This window comes from Bacillus sp. Marseille-P3661 (genome assembly GCF_900240995.1).
Lineage (GTDB): Bacteria > Bacillota > Bacilli > Bacillales > Bacillaceae_J > OESV01.
Genome location: NZ_LT965953.1, coordinates 1,224,436 through 1,240,119 on the forward strand (window position 1 = coordinate 1,224,436; position 15,684 = coordinate 1,240,119).

The window sequence follows — 15,684 nt, forward strand, 5'->3', positions numbered from 1 at the left end:
TAGAAGTTAGAATGAAGAGTAATTATTTATGTTCTAAAAAAAATTAAGAAAAGCAGACAGGTGTTTGTGGATTGAGGAGGTTTTTTAGATGACGGAAGAAATGAATCAAGAATTAGAGGTAAAAACTTATGCTAAGGGTGATGTTGTAACCGGTACGGTTACAAAGGTGGAAGACAAGCATGTATTAGTTGATATTGGCTATAAGGTTGAAGGAATTGTACCTATTAGTGAATTATCTAGCTTGCATATTGAAAAAGCAGGAGATGCTGTATCAGAAAATCAAGAACTTACACTTAAAGTAATTAAAGTAGAAGAAGAGGAAATAATTCTTTCAAAAAGAGCAGTCGATGCGGAGAAAGCATGGGATGAGCTTGAAAGAAAATTTGAATCTGGTGAAATTTTCGATGCAGAGATTAAAGATGTAGTTAAGGGTGGACTTGTAGTTGATTTAGGTGTTCGTGGGTTTATACCGGCTTCGCTTGTAGAACGTCAATTTGTTGAAGATTTTTCAGATTATAAAGGTCGGACATTACGCTTGAAAGTTGTTGAATTAGATCGTGAAAAAAATCGTGTTATTCTTTCTCATCGAGCAGTTTTAGATGATGAAATTGCTTCGAAAAAGCAGCAAACATTTGAATCATTAAAAGTTGGGCAAGTAATCGATGGGACTGTTCAACGACTTACTGATTTTGGAGCTTTCGTTGATATTGGTGGTATTGATGGGTTAGTACATATTTCGCAATTAGCTCATAACCATATTAATAAGCCTTCTGATGTTGTTGAAGAAGGGCAAAAAGTAACCGTTAAGGTTTTAGGTATAGATACTGAGAATGAACGGATTTCATTATCCATTAAAGAAACATTACCAGGGCCATGGGATACAATTGAAGTGAAACAAGGTGATGTAATCGAAGGTACTGTTAGACGTCTTGTTAATTTTGGAGCATTCGTTGAAATAGCTGCTGGAGTTGAGGGATTAGTTCATATTTCTCAAATATCTAACCGACATATTGGCACACCACAGGAAGTATTAAAAGAGGGCGAGAAAGTTAAGGTAAAGGTATTAGATGTAAATAAAGCTGATCAACGAATTTCTTTAAGTATTCGTGAACTAATCGAAGAAGAACATGCTGAAGAAGATTACAAAGAATATCAAGCTACAAGTGAACCATCCGGTTTTTCTTTGGGCGATATGATTGGTGATCAACTTAAAAAATTAAGATAAAGAAGTGATATAAATGGGCAGAGCTGAACGTAAATTACAACATATTCAGCATGCATTAAACATAGAAATGTCTGCAACAAATAGGTTAGAGGACATTCAATTTGTACATCAAGGCCTACCGAATTTATCAACTGATGATATCTTATTAGAGACAAAAATAGGCGAACTTAACTTAAGTTCGCCTATTTTAATCAATGCGATGACAGGTGGGGGCGGAGAAAAAACGGCTGATATAAATCGAAGACTTGCACGGATTGCAAACCAGTGTAATATTCCGATTGCAGTTGGTTCGCAAATGGCTGCAATAAAAGATATAAATGAAACAAGTACATTTCGGGTTGTACGTGAAGAAAACCCTAACGGCATCGTTTTTGCTAATCTAGGTAGTGAGGCAACAGTTGACCAAGCAAAGCAAGCTATCAATATGCTTGCGGCCGATGCAATTCAAATCCATTTAAATGTAATCCAAGAGCTAACAATGCCAGAAGGTGATCGTGATTTTAGTGAGGTATTATTTAACCTGGAACAAATGGTAAAAGAAATAGAGGTTCCCGTCATCGTTAAAGAGGTAGGCTTTGGAATTAGTCAAGAAACGGCGATTCAACTTACCAATATAGGTGTTCAGATTATTGATGTAGGTGGATATGGCGGAACTAACTTTGCAAAAATTGAAAATAAGCGTCGATCAGATGTCTTGGACTTTTTTAATGATTGGGGTATTCCTACGGCAATTTCAGTAGCAGAGGTTAGTTACCGATCACCTAGTATATCGATTATTTCATCTGGTGGTATTTATAGTGTGCTTGATGTAGCTAAATCAATTGCGCTTGGAGCTTCTGCTGTAGCATTTGCAGGATATTTCCTGAAAATATTGATGGATCAAGGTGAAGAATCTTTAATAGCAACAATCCAAAGCCTTAAAGAGGATTTGACAATTCTAATGACTGCTTTAGGGACACCCAATATAGAAACGTTACAAAAAGCTCCTCTGATCATCAGCGGACCTACTCACCATTGGTTAAATGAACGAGGCATAGATACAAAACTCTATAGTTGTAGGAAATTATAAAAATAAGGATCTCTTAATAAGAGATCCTCAGAGTGTAGAGAAAGGGGTATTTTTTCTCTACACTCTTTTTTGTTTAATGAAAATTAACTTAATATAAATATGAGATAGAATAAGAAAATATCACTCCCAACCACCTAGCCAAGTTTCGCTAGATGGTTGGCAATCTTTTTCATATTCTGGCAAGCTGCTGTAAGTAGCACTTGCTCACTTGCATTTTTAATTCCTCGTAACCGGCAGTAGCGAAGCCCATGCAGTTCTTTTGAATCTGCAAAGCTTCGCTCTACGGTTTCTTTTCTATATTTATAAAGAATTTTTCCTCCTGAAGATAATCGGTTAAGTCTCACCTTCTCTTTATGTTCTTCCCAAACATGTCGTGTGACCACTTTTTGCTTATTTTTTGACCGTGTACATTGTTGTAGGAGAGGGCAATTTGTACATTTTTTAGAGTCGGATTTATATTCACGATATCCTTCCCTTGTTGTGGTACGATAATTTAATTGTTCACCATTGGGACAGACATATACATCTGTATCCGCATCATATGTAAATTTCCACTTTTGAAAAAGTCCTCTTGTCGGTTGATATCTTCTGTGGGCAATTACACCAAAGATCTCACGATCAAATAATCCCTTACATATTGGATTTGTTAAGTATCCAGAATCTAGTGCCACCGCTTCTACGTTAAAATCAAATCGTGAGATTTGACGATCTAATCGCTTGAGATAAGGAACTGAATCATGGACATTACCGGGAGTTACAAAGGCATCTGTTATAATATTGTATTTAATATCGGTTGTACGGTGGTCTAGATAACAGAACATTTCTTGCTTATTATCACGTGACATAAATCCACAATCCGGATCAGTTGTACTCTTCCGGATTTCTTTCGTTTCATTCACCTCCTCTTTTTCCTTTAGAGGCTTTTTTCCATGTTTTACTCGATCTTCCTCAATGGCTTTATTTAATTCCTCTACATATTCACGTGTCTCCACTTCAACTTCTTCTTTTATGAATTTATGCTTATTTGCATTTGCCTTTACATGAGTTGAATCAGTAAACAAGACTCTCCCACCAACCATTTTGTGATTAATGGCTTGCATAACACTTTCATCAAAGATCTCTTGAAAAATGTCAGTATCTTTAAAACGCATTCGACGGTTCCAACTTATAGTGGAGTGGTGTGGCACTGGATCAGTTAATTTAAGACCAAGAAACCAGCGGTAAGCAATGTTCATTTGTATTTCACGTTCAAGTTGTCTTTCTGAACGGATACCGTAAATATAACCAATAAACATCATCTTAAATAAAATAAGTGGATCCAACGAAGGACGTCCATTATCTTCGCAATAGTACGGTCGAACTCTTTCTGGAATAAATGAAAAGTCTATGTACTTATCGATTTTTCTTAATAGATGATCTTCAGGGACAAGGTCTTCAATAGATACAAATTCAACTTCGTTTTGAGTATTTTTTCTAGTGTTAAACATACTAATCACCATCCTATCTATATTACTTATATTATACCAAATTAACGCGGTGAATTGTTAAAGTTAATGTGAAAAAAATAGACTGTCGAGGGTTTCTCGACAGCCTGAGGATCTCTTAATAAGAGATCCTTATTTTTATTGATTTCTTTCCCTAGCTCCCTCAGGACTCTCGAGAGCTGTTGCACCCTTTTCAGAGAGTTTTTGATCGCGATCTGACTCAACTCGCCCTGATTGTCTAAGCTTTTTTTCTTGACGATCTCTTCCCATAATTCATCCCTCCAGTCGTTTTCATTTCTTAGAGTTTCACTTTAGTATTTTCTTTTTTATTAACATTATACGGGGCAAGAATGAAACCGTAAAAATTAAGACATAATGGATATTGGTGGTGATATCGATGGAAGGGATTGTTTTTTATTGGTTTTCTTGGATTGCCTGGGTCTTTTCAACTTTCTTTATGAAAAAAGGGAAAAAAAGACTAATATTAAGTGCTGCAATTTTGCTTTTTATTATTGGCAGTAATCATATAGTGCGGATATCAAGTATTTCTATAAATTTAACCTTCTTATTATTAATTCTTTTTACATTGAGTGTAGTATCAATAAACGTAAGAGGTTGGACTTTAATTTATTTCTTAATTAGCTCTTTAATTATAACAATGGGTTATGTAGGCTTTCACTTGTTTGAATTATTTGATCCTGTATGGTTATTATTTGATCGAAATCTCATGCTTTCTGTTGCAATGGTTTATTTGACTTTAATGCTACTAAAAGACAGTTCGCATCGTATGATGGTTATGATTATTGGGGTTTGTAATGGCGAACTTCTTTACACCTATATTCTAAGTAGATTTTCATTTCCACACGAAATTGGTTCATTTCAATTTTTAGATGTTATGGCAATTATGACATTATTAGTTATGTTTTGGAGCATACTAGAAAAAGTTACCATGATATGGGAAACACATTTCCAGGCAAGGACGAAAGGAAAGGCAGGTTGACAGTGTGAATGAATATACATATCCAATTTTAATGGGGGTTGTAGTTGGTACATTAACAAGACTATATATGTTAAGAACAGATTACCGTCAATATCCAACGTATTTGCATGGGAAAATAATTCATCTTGCGTTAGGTTTTATTGCGGCTGGATTAGGTACAGTTGCTGTACCTTCAATTATGGAGGAAGATTTTACGGCCATCACCTTTTTGACCCTAGCGGCTTCGCAATTTAGGGATGTTCGCAATATGGAGCGCAATACGTTAACCGAACTTGATTCATATGAGTTGGTTCCCCGAGGCAGCACATATATCGAGGGTATTGCTGTAGCGTTTGAAGGACGAAATTATTTGGTGATATTCACCTCTTTTGTAACAACACTTGCATATCTTACAATTGATTGGTGGGCTGGCATAATCGCAGGTTTTATATGTTTATTATTATCAAAAAAGTGGATGTCTGGCGGCAGATTAAAGGATATTGTAGATATTGAGCATCATGAACTTCACTTTGAAGGGGCAGGTTTATATATTGATAATATTTATATTATGAATATTGGCTTACCTGCGCGTCAAGAAGAGATTTTAAAATATGGAATGGGTTTTATTTTAAAACCAAAAAATTTTAATATTAGGTCGACTATTGCGAATTTAGGGCAACGGCAGGCCATTTTACATGATGTTTCCGTGGCTTTGGGGGTATTTAGGGATTCTGGAACACCGGCGTTAGTTCCTCTAGCCAAAAGAGATCTGGATGATGGTCGTGTTGGCGTATTTGTATTACCCCAAGAAAAAGATTTAGAAAAAGCTATAGCTGTTATAGGTCAGGTTCCGGTTCTTGAAAATGCTATTAGAATGCCTACTGAGTCAAAAGCAAATGAAAAGGGGCGTAAGTTAGAATGAATATTGAAAAGTACATATTAGCTATCGTCACGACCAATCCAAACAAAGCAGCCGGAGCAACAGCTATCTTTCAATGCGACTCTACAGAAGAGATGGAATTTTATGCAGCAAATTTAGAAGCAATTCTAGATGGAATTGCCCACCGGCTAACAGATGACTTATATGTCATCGTAAAACATTAACATGAAAATGTTGTTTGTATTGTTGTTATTTGGTAAGATAATTTAGTTACTAAAAGATCTAGTCCCTTCTTAAATTGAGAAGGGTTTTTTCATACTGTGATGATATACTTTTGTAAGAAATTCTTGGTAAATAAATAGTTTTTAATTATGGAGCAACTACAATTACTTAACAAATGGGTTGCAAAATGTGGAAAGGAAGATTAAAATGGCAAAACCAGTCGTAGCAATAGTCGGTCGCCCGAATGTAGGAAAGTCAACAATTTTTAATCGGGTCGTCGGAGAACGTATTTCAATAGTGGAAGATGTACCAGGTGTAACAAGAGATCGCATATACAGTTCAGCTGAATGGTTGAATAAAACCTTCAATCTAATTGATACAGGCGGTATAGAAATTGGTGATGAGCCGTTGCTTGTACAAATGAGACAGCAGGCAGAAATAGCGATCGATGAGGCAGATGTAATTATTTTTATGGTTAATGGCCGAGAGGGAGTAACCGCAGCTGATGAAGAAGTGGCGAAGTTATTATTCCGCTCTAAAAAACCAATTGTGCTAGCCGTTAATAAAATTGATAACCAAGAAATGAAAGAACAAATCTATGAATTTTATTCTCTTGGTTTTGGAGATCCTTTTCCAATTTCAGGATCACATGGCCTTGGGTTAGGCGATTTATTAGACGCAGTGATCGAAAAGTTTCCTACAAAAGATGAAGAAGAATATGATGAGTCCACCATTCAATTTTGTTTAATTGGTCGACCTAATGTAGGCAAATCTTCTTTAGTTAATGCAATATTAGGTGAGGAAAGAGTCATTGTAAGTGATATTGAGGGTACAACAAGAGATGCTATAGATACGAAACTAACACGTGAAGGACAGGATTATGTAATTGTTGATACAGCAGGAATGAGAAAAAGAGGAAAGGTTTATGAAAACCTTGAAAAATATAGTGTACTCCGGGCGTTAAAAGCGATTGAACGCTCAGATGTAGTACTAGTAGTCTTAGACGGTGAACGAGGTATAATAGAACAGGATAAAAAAATTGCAGGCTATGCACATGATGCAGGACGAGCAGTGGTGATTGTAGTTAATAAATGGGATGCAGTTGAAAAAGATGAAAAAACTATGAAAGAGTTCGAACAAACAATTAGAGATCACTTTCAATTTTTAGATTATGCACCTATAGTATTCCTATCAGCCAAAACAAAAAAACGTATACATACATTGTTACCGATGATTAATACGGCTTCTGACAGTCACAATATGCGAGTACAAACGAATATATTAAACGATGTTATAATGGATGCCGTAGCCATGAATCCAACACCAACTGATAGAGGAACTCGATTGAAAATTTATTATGCTACACAAGTTGCTGTTAAACCGCCAACATTTGTGATATTTGTAAATGATCCTGAACTGCTGCACTTCTCATATGCGCGGTTCTTAGAAAACAGGATACGTGAAGCATTCGAATTTATTGGCTCACCTATAAAGATCATAGCTAGAGCACGAAAATAGTAACGAAATGTTATCAATTTTGAATCTAGTAACATCTAGGGGTAATCTTGAGAAAAAAGCTTATGAATGGAGTGTGTTTTTTTGGTAAAGTGTGCTGTCATTGGAGCAGGAAGCTGGGGAACTGCACTGGCAATGGTTCTCGCTGATAATGGCCATGAAGTTAGGTTATGGGGACATCGAGAAGAGCAAATTTATGAAATTAATAAGAATCATACAAATAGTAAATATTTACCCGATATTAGATTATCAGAAAGTATTGTCGGATATTCATCATTAGAAGCAGTTTTAGATCAAGTTGAAGTCATAATTTTAGCTGTTCCGACTAAGGCTGTAAGAGATGTTTTAAAGAAAATGGTCTCTTTTATTAATGAAAAGTTATTGATTTGTCACGTTAGTAAAGGGCTAGAGCCTGATTCATTGAAAAGGATTTCTGAGCTCGTAAAAGAAGAAGTGCCCGCACATCTACGGGAAGAAGTTGTTGTGCTGTCTGGACCTTCACATGCTGAAGAAGTAAGTAAAAGACAACCAACAACTGTTACGGTTTCCTCAGTTGATTTAAAAGCAGCGGAAAAAATTCAGGATTTATTTAGTAATCATAACTTTAGAGTCTATACAAACCCAGATATTATTGGTGTGGAAATTGGCGGTGCTTTAAAAAATATTATTGCACTTGGAGCAGGGATATCCGATGGTCTAGGCTATGGAGACAATGCCAAAGCTGCTTTAATAACTAGAGGATTAGCTGAAATTTCACGGCTTGGTGTTAAGATGGGGGCCAATCCATTAACTTTCGCCGGTTTGGCTGGAATTGGTGATCTTATCGTTACGTGTACAAGTGTACATAGCCGAAATTGGCGTGCTGGTAATTTATTGGGTAAAGGCCATCAACTAGACGAGGTCTTAGAGAATATGGGAATGGTAGTAGAAGGTGTCCGGACAACAAAAGCTGCTTATCAATTATCAAAAAAAGAAAATGTAGAAATGCCAATTACAAAGGCGATTTTTGATATATTATTCAATAATTCTGACCCTAGAAAAGCAGTTGAAGGATTAATGGGTCGCGTACCAACGCACGAAATGGAAGATTTACCGATCAAGTAAAAATGTATTGAAACAAGGGTTATAGAATCAGGATAGAGCAGGGGTCTTACAAAGGCTCCTTTTTTATTTCAACAAAAAATCAAATCAAAATATTTTATGGCAGAAAGCGTGTTTAGTTTATAAATTCTTATTTGATATTGTTACAATGACATTCACCCATTTTTCCTCCTTGCATATAGTAACATTAGAAATAACAAGGAGGATTTATTGTGAGAGAATTCATACCTAAGAGTTTATTCGACAAAATTGAAACAAAAACAAATATTAAATCTGAGGATATTATTAATGTTGCTGATTCAATAAAAGATGCTAATTTACAGGATGAGGAAACAGTACGCCTTCTTGTAAAACAACTTTCATCACTTGCAAATGTTCCTGTTTCACAGGATAAAGAGGATTCGATAGTAGATGCGATTATTAATCAAAAACGACCTTTAGATTTTAGGGAAATTGACGGAAATATGTAGTAAAAATTAATGGAACCATAGGCGCTTTAATGAGTCGGCCAGTCAATTTTTCGCATAGTATAAAGTGTAACAAATTTGTTGAACTGTGGTTGAAAGGGATATTTAGTCGCTAAAGGCTGAAGCATTGCCCCATGCTTTGGTCTTTTTTATTCTCTAGGAATTAACTTTATTGGATTTGGACTGCTACCGGTGTTATAGGCCTTCATTATGAGTTTCTTTTATTTCGTGTCTTTAGGGGACAAGTTATGATATAATAAGCCCGATTTGAAAAGGAGTTGGTAATATGTCACCAGGGTTATTAAAGATGTGGATCTCGTTTATTGGAATAGGAAGTATGTTCCTTTCCGTAATTATTATCTATTTAAGTCGTTATAAACTAAAAGGTTTTTTTAAAGCAATAACAGCAATTATTGCATACATACTGATGATTGTAGCCGGATTGATTATTTTCTGGGTGGTAATGAGTGGTCCTGTTCCTGAATGATGCTTATGTTGAAGATGGAGGGTTTCTAAATTGAGAAAGATAAATTTATTGGCAGGTTTGGTTATGTTGTTAATTACCCTGTCTGGTTGCTTATATCCACAGGATAGACTAAGCCAAAACCAAGTGCCATATAAAGATCAGATTCAAATGGTGCAAAATGCAGTAAATCAGTTTCAAGAGAATGAAGGTGGAATCTTACCGATAAAAACGAAAGACAGTGATACACCCATATACCAAAAATATTTAATCGATTTTAATAAGCTAAGTCCGCGCTATATTTCAGAGCCGCCTGGAAGTGCATTTGAAAGTGGTGGTATATTTCAATATGTACTCGTGGACGTAGAATCGGATCCAAAGGTAAAGTTAATAGATCTAACCAGTGTTGAAGTAATACGGGAACTAAAATTACGTATTAATTTTTATCGTGAGAAGCATAGTTATCCGCCATATAAAGAAAAAATAGCAGAGAATTATTTTACTGTTGATTATGAAGAATTAGGTTATGGGGATAGTCCCCCTTATGTAAAAAGCCCATATTCGCAAAAAAACCTTCCTTTATTTATTGATACACAAGGGGAGATTTATATAGATTATGCTGCTGATTTGTATGCAGAATTACAAAAAAATAAAACTAATTATCAACCGGGTGATGATATAAGGGGAATCCTTGTTAGTGAATATGACTTTGTACCTGCATACTCTGTACCGTATACGATTAAAGATAATGAGCCTATTTTTCTACAGTAATAACATTAGGCATAAGTGAAGATTACAGCATAACAAAAACTAAATTTCGAATTTTTCTAAACAGAATAAATATTTTTTGTCATGAACCCTGCTCTAAAGTAATACTTTTTTATAGAGCAGGGTTTATTCTGTGATCTAGGGAGTTTGAAAAAATACCATAAAATATATATTTTTTGGTCATATTTAATTGGGACAACATCATACACTTATACTGTCTAACGTTAGTATGTTACCCAGAACCAAAGAGCGGGAGGGGTTCAAATGGAAAAAGTAGATATTTTTAAAGATATTGCAGAACGCACTGGCGGCGATATCTATCTAGGTGTGGTAGGTGCTGTTAGAACAGGTAAATCTACCTTTATCAAGAAATTTATGGAGTTAGTCGTTTTACCAAGTATCGCAAATGAAGCGGATAAAGCCCGTGCTCAAGACGAACTACCACAGAGTGCAGCAGGTCGAACGATCATGACAACAGAACCTAAATTCGTCCCAAATCAGGCGGTTGCCGTGAATGTTAACGAGGGGCTGGAAGTCAATATAAGATTAGTAGATTGTGTGGGTTATACAGTTCCTGGAGCTAAAGGCTATGAAGATGAGAACGGGCCTAGAATGATTAATACACCATGGTATGAAGAGCCTATTCCTTTTCATGAAGCTGCTGAAATTGGAACGAGAAAGGTCATCCAGGAACATTCCACATTAGGAGTGGTCATTACTACAGATGGTTCAATAGGAGAAATTCCACGTGCAGATTATCTCGAAGCCGAAGAACGTGTAATCCAAGAGTTAAAGGATGTTGGCAAACCCTTTATTATGATTGTGAACACTGTTCATCCACATCATCCTGATACAGAACGCTTAAGACATGAGTTAAATGAAAAGTATGATATTCCTGTATTAGCAATGAGTGTAGAAAGTATGCGTGAGCAAGATGTAATTAATGTACTTCGGGAAACATTATATGAATTCCCTGTACTCGAAGTGAATGTGAATCTGCCTAGCTGGGTAATGGTTTTAAGAGAGGAACATTGGTTACGTCAAAGTTACCAAGAAGCTGTAAAAGACACTGTAAAGGATATTAAACGTTTGAGAGATGTAGATAGGGTAGTGGGTCATTTTGGTGAGTATGATTTTATTGAGCAGGCAAGTCTTGCCGGTATTGAAATGGGGCAAGGAATTGCAGAAATTGATTTATATGCACCAGATGATTTATATGATCAAATCTTGAAGGAAGTTGTTGGTGTTGAGATAAGAGGGAAAGATCACTTATTACAGTTAATGCAAGAATTTGCTCATGCAAAGTCAGAATATGATCAAGTTTCAGATGCATTAAAAATGGTAAAACAAACCGGCTATGGTATTGCTGCACCGGCCCTGCAAGATATGAGTCTGGATGAGCCGGAAATTATCCGTCAAGGCTCAAGATTTGGGGTTCGATTAAAAGCTGTGGCTCCGTCTATTCATATGGTTAAGGTAGACGTTGAGTCAGAATTTGCACCTATCATCGGGACTGAAAAACAAAGTGAAGAACTTGTTCGCTACTTAATGCAAGATTTCGAAGATGATCCACTATCTATTTGGAATTCTGACATTTTTGGCCGTTCGTTAAGTTCGATCGTTCGAGAAGGAATCCAAGCAAAGTTATCATTAATGCCTGAGAATGCGCGCTATAAATTAAAAGAAACTTTAGAAAGAATCATTAATGAAGGATCCGGTGGATTAATTGCCATCATCTTATAAAGAATTTATTAAATGTTTTATTCGAAGGCTCCTCTTTTATAAAGGGGGTCTTTTTTGTTGTTTATAATTAATTATGGATTAGTTAATGTTATATAACTCATGATATGAATCAGTCTCGGAAAGTGAGTGGCTTACGCAGTTTACTACTTTTGTATATGCAGTCCCTGGTATTCCCATGTTTTGCACACAGATGGGAAATTGTAATTTTTTAGCTAATTTTATTAAAAAAATGAGTAAAATATCTTAAAATTACAGAAAATATTAGTCTTTATAGCTTTTCTGTCTTGCGAACTGCTACTGATTGTGATAATCTTTTCTCAACATCTAAGCTACTTTTACCAAAAGTAGCATAATTATCCGAAAAACTATTGAAAGATATTGAATTATCTTCAATTGTCGGTTAATATTAGGTCTGTTAATAAATAGCTGTAAAAGGTATATAAACAGATAAAACTGTAAACACATGTAGTAACAGCTATTTTATACTATCTGAAACTAAAAATGTGATGATAGTTTTTGAAATGGTAATTGAGATCACAGGTAATGAAACTTCTAAGAAATCATTACCTAGACTTGGATTGGGAGGAGGTGAATGGCATGAATAAAACAGATTTAATTAATGCAGTTGCTGAAAGCACTGAATTATCGAAAAAGGATGCTACAAAAGCTGTTGATGCTGTTTTCGATGCTATTATGGATTCGCTTCAGCAAGGTGACAAAGTTCAATTGATTGGTTTTGGTAACTTTGAAGTACGTGAGCGTGCAGCTCGTAAAGGACGCAATCCGCAAACTGGTGACGAAATTGAGATTCCAGCAAGTAAGGTACCAGCATTTAAACCTGGTAAAGCCCTTAAAGACGCTGTTAAGTAATCCAATACATATGGGCTACAAGGGTCGCACATTCGTGTGACCCTTGTTTTGCGTTTAGGGTCAACTGTATAGTTTGAAACTACTATGTTAATTGCCATTATATTCTTCATATGCTAGAATTTTTAGTATTATCAAGTTGATTAAAGCTTAAAGAAATATTTTTTCTATATGGGTCAACTTAAATATATAATCTTTGTACATTGAGCATTGTTTTAATATAAATGTAAAAAATATTAGGAGGACTAATAAATCGTGGATGTTAATCATGAACAAATAGAATATGCCGTTCGTTTAATTTTAGAAGCGGTCGGTGAGGATCCGAATCGAGAAGGTTTACTAGATACGCCAAAACGTGTAGCTAAAATGTATGCTGAGGTGTTTTCTGGAATTGGTAAGGATCCCAAAGAGTATTTTGACACTATTTTTAGTGAACAACATGAAGAACTTGTATTAGTAAAGGACATTCCTTTTTATTCAATGTGTGAACACCATTTGGTTCCCTTCTTTGGAAAGGCACATGTTGGATACATTCCAAAAGGTGGAAAAGTGGTAGGTTTAAGTAAATTAGCTAGAGCTGTAGAAACTGTAGCAATGCGCCCTCAACTACAAGAAAGAATTACTACCACAGTTGCTGATGCTATTGTTGAGAAACTCAGTCCATACGGTGTGATGGTTGTTGTTGAAGCTGAACATATGTGTATGACAATGAGAGGTGTTAAAAAGCCAGGTTCAAAAACAGTTACTTCAGCTGTAAGAGGTATTTTTGAAAAAGACTCAGCTGCTCGGGCAGAGGTTTTATCTTTAATTAAAGAATAGTTATCATAAAGTTTTTATATTCTGTAGTTTCATTTCATTTTACATTGACAATTTGCGTTGTCGAATGAGATATTATTATGAGTAACGGAGTCGATTTGAGGGAGGATATGTAATGAAGAATCAACCTTCTACAAGTAATGAATTTATCGTGATTAAGGCAAAAGAGGATGGTGTAAATGTGATCGGGCTTACAAGAGGTGTTGATACACGCTTTCATCATTCTGAAAAACTGGATAAAGGCGAAATTATGATTGCCCAATTTACGGAACATACCTCCGCAATAAAAATAAGAGGTAAAGCGATTGTTCAAACGGCACATGGTGAGATGAGTACAGACGAATAAGCAAGAATAGGAAATAGAAAATTGAGTTTCGTTATGATTGTTTGTAAGTGTGTATGGAGATAGTAATATTAAAAATAAAAAAGTTAATACACATATCAATAGGCTAATGAAGAATGATGGACTAAAGTAAGAAAATCATAAGCTTTTGCCATTTTTATCGATGAAGCTTGGTTTTCTAGGAAAGACAAGGGTGATGAGCGTGAACGACATCTATGAGGATATCTGGCATATAAAAATGGACATAGATCAACGAATCAAGCATCCTTATTTAATGAAGTTTATTAATGTCCCGATTATAGATGAACAAAAATTGTTTTTATTGTATATTATACTTAAACAATCTAATATGTCACGATCGCAAATAAGGGATTATATTCTTCCAACAATGCTCATCCAAATTGCGTTAGATACACATGAATTTGTTAATAACGATGGGTTGGACGAAGATAATCCAAATACGAAAAGTCAGCAGTTAACGGTTCTTGCTGGCGACTATTTTAGTGGTTTATATTATTATTTATTAGCTACAATCGATGATATCCCGATGATAAAATTACTCTCCAATGCAGTTAAAGTAATCAACGAGGAGAAGATATCTGTTTATCAGAAGGACGCAAACGAATTGGCGGAGTTAATGGATAGCGTTGCCACAGTAAATTCACTGCTAATACAAAAAGTAGCAGAATTTACAAAAAGACCTGATCTGAAAGAAGTTACTAAGGAATTATTATTAATATTTAAACTTGATGAAGAGAAACAGAAATACAAAGAAAACAAATACTCAGTTGTCATAGATGGTATAAGTTCAATAATAGCAAAACAAAAAAAACCTTTCCAAACCGATTCAACTCAAATATTAACGGTTATTAATTCTCAAGTAAGGAATTCGTTTGAAAATATTGAGCGAATCCTTATTAAAGATCCTAAGTTAAAAGAACTCCTTGAGGATAAACTAACGGAGTGTTGCGAAACAATGGGATTAGTTAAAAGGAAAGCTGTGAAAGAAGGGTGAAAATGGGTTTTTCAAAGGAAGAACGCGTTCATAGTGTGTTTGAAAAAATATATGAAAAATATGATGTAATGAATTCTGTAATTAGTTTTAAACGTCATATTGCATGGCGGAAAGACACCATGAGAAGAATGAACGTTCAACCGGGTTCAGCTGCCCTTGATGTATGTTGTGGAACTGCTGATTGGACAATTGCTTTAGCAAATGCAGTCGGTCCAACAGGGAAAGTGACAGGATTAGACTTTAGTCAAAATATGTTGAAAATCGGCGAACAAAAGGTACAGAATTTACACCTTGACAATATTACATTAGTTCATGGTAATGCTATGGAATTACCATTTAATGATAATACTTTTGACTATGTTACGATCGGATTTGGTTTACGGAATGTTCCAGATTACCTGCAGGTGCTGAGGGAAATGTATAGGGTTGTTAAACCGGGCGGAAAAGTTGTTTGCTTAGAAACATCCCAACCAACAATGTTCGGATTTAGACAACTTTATTACCTTTACTTTCAATTTATAATGCCGATGTTAGGGAAACTTTTTGCAAAAAGTTTCGAGGAATATTCTTGGTTACAGGAATCTGCAAAAGACTTTCCGGGCCAAAAAGAACTAGCGCAAATGTTTAAACAAGCAGGACTTATTAACATTAAAGTGAAACCATACACCGGCGGTGTTGCAGCGATGCATTTGGGATTTAAACCGGATGATAAATAACCTCTTGATTA

Annotated in this window: 18 protein-coding genes; 16 read left to right on the forward strand and 2 right to left on the reverse strand. The window is 35.4% G+C overall.

Annotated elements, in window-relative coordinates; translation table 11 throughout:
- Positions 1-88 precede the first annotated feature (88 nt).
- Together rpsA and fni are read left to right on the forward strand one after the other, a co-directional pair.
- Positions 89-1,225, forward strand: coding sequence for a 30S ribosomal protein S1 (gene rpsA / locus C1724_RS05750; protein ID WP_102345756.1), 1,137 nt, complete (start codon positions 89-91; stop codon positions 1,223-1,225).
- A 13-nt stretch (positions 1,226-1,238) separates the two neighbouring features.
- Positions 1,239-2,294 carry a type 2 isopentenyl-diphosphate Delta-isomerase gene (fni, locus tag C1724_RS05755; RefSeq protein ID WP_102345757.1) on the forward strand — a complete coding sequence of 352 codons (1,056 nt, stop codon included), beginning with the start codon at positions 1,239-1,241 and terminating at the stop codon, positions 2,292-2,294.
- 134 nt (positions 2,295-2,428) lie between these two features.
- On the opposite strand, the gene C1724_RS05760 is transcribed toward fni, so the two are convergent.
- Together C1724_RS05760 and C1724_RS05765 are read right to left on the reverse strand one after the other, a co-directional pair.
- Entirely contained in the window at positions 2,429-3,781 is a 1,353-nt protein-coding gene (locus C1724_RS05760; protein ID WP_180994129.1) for an IS1182 family transposase, read from the reverse strand.
- Positions 3,782-3,916: 135 nt separating this feature from the next.
- Positions 3,917-4,048 carry a YpzI family protein gene (locus C1724_RS05765; protein WP_102345758.1) on the reverse strand — a complete coding sequence of 44 codons (132 nt, stop codon included), beginning with the start codon at positions 4,046-4,048 and terminating at the stop codon, positions 3,917-3,919.
- A 127-nt stretch (positions 4,049-4,175) separates the two neighbouring features.
- On the opposite strand from C1724_RS05765, the gene C1724_RS05770 reads away from it, so the two are divergent.
- From C1724_RS05770 to C1724_RS05835, 14 genes are all read left to right on the forward strand, one after another.
- Positions 4,176-4,778, forward strand: a complete 603-nt coding sequence (locus tag C1724_RS05770; protein WP_102345759.1) for a YphA family membrane protein — start codon at positions 4,176-4,178, stop codon at positions 4,776-4,778.
- Between the two features lie 4 nt (positions 4,779-4,782).
- Complete coding sequence (locus tag C1724_RS05775) at positions 4,783-5,679, forward strand: YIEGIA family protein (protein ID WP_102345760.1); 897 nt, start codon at positions 4,783-4,785, stop codon at positions 5,677-5,679.
- Positions 5,676-5,861, forward strand: a complete 186-nt coding sequence (locus C1724_RS05780; RefSeq protein ID WP_102345761.1) for a capping complex subunit for YIEGIA — start codon at positions 5,676-5,678, stop codon at positions 5,859-5,861. The genes C1724_RS05775 and C1724_RS05780 overlap by 4 nt, the downstream gene beginning before the upstream one ends.
- Before the next feature lie 205 nt (positions 5,862-6,066).
- Entirely contained in the window at positions 6,067-7,377 is a 1,311-nt protein-coding gene (gene der, locus C1724_RS05785) for a ribosome biogenesis GTPase Der (RefSeq protein WP_102345762.1), read from the forward strand.
- An 81-nt stretch (positions 7,378-7,458) separates the two neighbouring features.
- Positions 7,459-8,478 carry an NAD(P)H-dependent glycerol-3-phosphate dehydrogenase gene (locus C1724_RS05790; RefSeq protein WP_180994130.1) on the forward strand — a complete coding sequence of 340 codons (1,020 nt, stop codon included), beginning with the start codon at positions 7,459-7,461 and terminating at the stop codon, positions 8,476-8,478.
- A 209-nt stretch (positions 8,479-8,687) separates the two neighbouring features.
- Positions 8,688-8,945 (forward strand): stage VI sporulation protein F, encoded by a 258-nt coding sequence (locus C1724_RS05795; protein ID WP_102345764.1) that lies wholly within the window; start codon positions 8,688-8,690, stop codon positions 8,943-8,945.
- Positions 8,946-9,228: 283 nt separating this feature from the next.
- Positions 9,229-9,429 (forward strand): DUF2768 domain-containing protein, encoded by a 201-nt coding sequence (locus C1724_RS05800; RefSeq protein ID WP_102345765.1) that lies wholly within the window; start codon positions 9,229-9,231, stop codon positions 9,427-9,429.
- 30 nt (positions 9,430-9,459) lie between these two features.
- Positions 9,460-10,176: a hypothetical protein gene (locus C1724_RS05805; RefSeq protein ID WP_374703423.1), complete on the forward strand. Its 717-nt coding sequence runs from the start codon at positions 9,460-9,462 to the stop codon at positions 10,174-10,176.
- Positions 10,177-10,437: 261 nt separating this feature from the next.
- Positions 10,438-11,916, forward strand: coding sequence for a stage IV sporulation protein A (spoIVA, locus tag C1724_RS05810; protein WP_102345766.1), 1,479 nt, complete (start codon positions 10,438-10,440; stop codon positions 11,914-11,916).
- A 597-nt stretch (positions 11,917-12,513) separates the two neighbouring features.
- The gene (locus tag C1724_RS05815) at positions 12,514-12,786 is read left to right on the forward strand and encodes an HU family DNA-binding protein (RefSeq protein ID WP_180994131.1); all 273 of its coding nucleotides are present in this window, start codon (positions 12,514-12,516) and stop codon (positions 12,784-12,786) included.
- Positions 12,787-13,035: 249 nt separating this feature from the next.
- A complete protein-coding gene (gene folE / locus C1724_RS05820) occupies positions 13,036-13,602 on the forward strand; it encodes a GTP cyclohydrolase I FolE (RefSeq protein ID WP_102345768.1) in 567 nt (188 codons plus the stop codon).
- A gap of 112 nt (positions 13,603-13,714) precedes the next feature.
- On the forward strand, positions 13,715-13,945 hold the full coding sequence (gene mtrB, locus C1724_RS05825; protein WP_102345769.1) for a trp RNA-binding attenuation protein MtrB: 231 nt from the start codon (positions 13,715-13,717) through the stop codon (positions 13,943-13,945).
- Positions 13,946-14,138: 193 nt separating this feature from the next.
- Positions 14,139-14,957, forward strand: coding sequence for a heptaprenyl diphosphate synthase component 1 (locus C1724_RS05830; RefSeq protein WP_258000283.1), 819 nt, complete (start codon positions 14,139-14,141; stop codon positions 14,955-14,957).
- Between the two features lie 2 nt (positions 14,958-14,959).
- Complete coding sequence (locus tag C1724_RS05835; RefSeq protein ID WP_102345771.1) at positions 14,960-15,673, forward strand: demethylmenaquinone methyltransferase; 714 nt, start codon at positions 14,960-14,962, stop codon at positions 15,671-15,673.
- Positions 15,674-15,684: the final 11 nt, after the last annotated feature.

Excerpts from the sequence above, each read along its gene's own strand:
- der (WP_102345762.1), top strand. The coding sequence starts at position 6,067 with ATGGCAAAACCAGTCGTAGCAATAGTCGGTCGCCCGAATGTAGGAAAG.
- rpsA (WP_102345756.1), top strand. The coding sequence starts at position 89 with ATGACGGAAGAAATGAATCAAGAATTAGAGGTAAAAACTTATGCTAAG.
- C1724_RS05835 (WP_102345771.1), top strand. The coding sequence starts at position 14,960 with ATGGGTTTTTCAAAGGAAGAACGCGTTCATAGTGTGTTTGAAAAAATA.
- C1724_RS05765 (WP_102345758.1), bottom strand. The coding sequence starts at position 4,048 with ATGGGAAGAGATCGTCAAGAAAAAAAGCTTAGACAATCAGGGCGAGTT.
- spoIVA (WP_102345766.1), top strand. The coding sequence starts at position 10,438 with ATGGAAAAAGTAGATATTTTTAAAGATATTGCAGAACGCACTGGCGGC.
- mtrB (WP_102345769.1), top strand. The coding sequence starts at position 13,715 with ATGAAGAATCAACCTTCTACAAGTAATGAATTTATCGTGATTAAGGCA.
- fni (WP_102345757.1), top strand. The coding sequence starts at position 1,239 with ATGGGCAGAGCTGAACGTAAATTACAACATATTCAGCATGCATTAAAC.
- C1724_RS05770 (WP_102345759.1), top strand. The coding sequence starts at position 4,176 with ATGGAAGGGATTGTTTTTTATTGGTTTTCTTGGATTGCCTGGGTCTTT.
- C1724_RS05830 (WP_258000283.1), top strand. The coding sequence starts at position 14,139 with ATGAGCGTGAACGACATCTATGAGGATATCTGGCATATAAAAATGGAC.
- C1724_RS05800 (WP_102345765.1), top strand. The coding sequence starts at position 9,229 with ATGTCACCAGGGTTATTAAAGATGTGGATCTCGTTTATTGGAATAGGA.
- C1724_RS05780 (WP_102345761.1), top strand. The coding sequence starts at position 5,676 with ATGAATATTGAAAAGTACATATTAGCTATCGTCACGACCAATCCAAAC.
- C1724_RS05815 (WP_180994131.1), top strand. The coding sequence starts at position 12,514 with ATGAATAAAACAGATTTAATTAATGCAGTTGCTGAAAGCACTGAATTA.
- C1724_RS05760 (WP_180994129.1), bottom strand. The coding sequence starts at position 3,781 with ATGTTTAACACTAGAAAAAATACTCAAAACGAAGTTGAATTTGTATCT.